2 protein-coding genes are annotated in these 1,602 nt (G+C 57.7%); both read left to right on the top strand.

Translation table 11 applies throughout. The annotated features are described in order from the left end of the window. Nucleotides 1-5: 5 nt before the first annotated feature. On the top strand, nucleotides 6-797 hold the full coding sequence (locus BZL41_RS02520; RefSeq protein WP_168190932.1) for a Hint domain-containing protein: 792 nt from the start codon (nucleotides 6-8) through the stop codon (nucleotides 795-797). Next, on the top strand, nucleotides 797-1,602 hold an 806-nt coding region (locus BZL41_RS28795; RefSeq protein ID WP_256578060.1), incomplete at its 3' end, for a Hint domain-containing protein. The genes BZL41_RS02520 and BZL41_RS28795, both read left to right, overlap by 1 nt.

The raw sequence follows: 1,602 nt of genomic DNA, 5'->3' as shown, positions 1-1,602 counted from the left end.
GGCGGATGGCACAGCGATTGATCGAACCGGGCAAGGCGCCGTATGGCGCCATTGCCGCCAAGCTGTCCAAGGTTGACGAAGACATTCGTTACCCGGCGCAGGCCGGCGGGTGCTTCATCAAGGGTACGCGTGTTTATACGAAGGACGGTAAAAAGCCGATCGAGGAGATCAAGGTCGGGGATTGGGTGCTCTCCAGCCCCGAAGACGGTTCTGGCCAGCCGGAATACAAACGCGTAGTCAGGACCTTCGCGCATGATCCCCAGCCTATTTTCAAGATCAGTATTTGTCCGGAAGACTGGGTTTTCCCCGATCCCTCCTATTTCGTGGTGGCGACAGGAAACCATCCTTTCTGGGTGGAAGGCATCGGCTGGACGCGTGCCGATGCGCTCAAGTCCCAGCAGTGGCTGCGTCAAGGTGACGGCGGTCGGGCTTTCGTGGGTGCCGTAAAGCCGGTATACCGCACGGGGCAAGAGGGTATCGGCTGGGTCACCAGTGCGAATCGTCCTGAGCTGCATGGTTCTGTATTCGATTACGCCAATTACGCTGCTGTCGATGACTCCGTGGCGGAGAAACTCCTCCATCTTCCCAATGATGTGTTGGCGAGCGACGACCCCTATCTGCGGGTACCGGTTTTCAACTTCGAGGTCGAGGATTTCCACACCTACTACGTGGGCGGGAAGCATGGCTTCTGGGTCCGCAGTGCGAATTGCGAGGGCTCTGAGAGAGCACGGGAAGGTGTCAAGCCTGGGCGGGAACTGAGGGCCGATGTTTCTTCGGCAGGGAAGGCGAGGGGTTGATGAAGCAGACGTTGATTGAGCCGGGCGGGTGCTTCATCAAAGGCACTCGCGTCCATACGAAGGAGGGGCTCAAGCCGATTGAGGAGATCAAAGTCGGCGACTGGATACTCTCCAGTCCCGAAGATGGCGGCGGTAGTCCTGAGTACAAGCGGGTGGTCAGGACCTTCGAGCACGAGCGGCAGACTATCGTCCGCATCAGCATTCATCCTGAGGGGTGGAAATCTTCGGATCCTTTCTATTTCATCGTGGCAACCGGAAGCCACCCGTTCTGGGTAGAGGGTATTGGCTGGACACGAGCCGATGCGCTCCAGCGCCAACTTTGGCTGCGCCAAAGCGACGGAGGTCGGGCTTTCGTCGGTGGGGTGCAGCCGGTATACCGAACGGCTCAGGAAGGTATTGGCTGGATCACGGGGGCGGTTAGCATTAGGGGTCCTGGCAGGGCTTTCGATTATGCCAATTACTCGGTCATCGCTGAGTCTGAAAAGAAGAAATATACCTATCTGCCCGATGAGGTACTTGCAAGTACTGATCCCTATCTACGAGTAAACGTATACAACATTGAGGTTGAGGATTTTCATACCTACTACGTCGGTGCGAAGGGATTCTTGGTCCGCAGTGCGAATTGCGAAGGGCCAGAGGGCGCGCGGGAAGGCGAGGGACTGACGGAACAGACGTTGATCGAGTTGGGCAAAGTGCCGGGTGCCACCGCCAAGCCGCCAGATACCAATAACGAAATCCGCTCCCAGGCCGGCGAGGGCTTCATCAAGGGAACGCGTGTCCACACGAAGGAAGGACTCAAGCCGAT

The organism is Pseudomonas sp. PIC25, from assembly GCF_002286785.1.
GTDB lineage: Bacteria > Pseudomonadota > Gammaproteobacteria > Pseudomonadales > Pseudomonadaceae > Pseudomonas_M.
Note: the sequence above shows the minus strand (reverse complement) of the source record. Positions and strands in the feature narration are given on the sequence as shown.

Excerpts from the sequence above, each read along its gene's own strand:
- BZL41_RS02520 (WP_168190932.1), top strand. The coding sequence starts at position 6 with ATGGCACAGCGATTGATCGAACCGGGCAAGGCGCCGTATGGCGCCATT.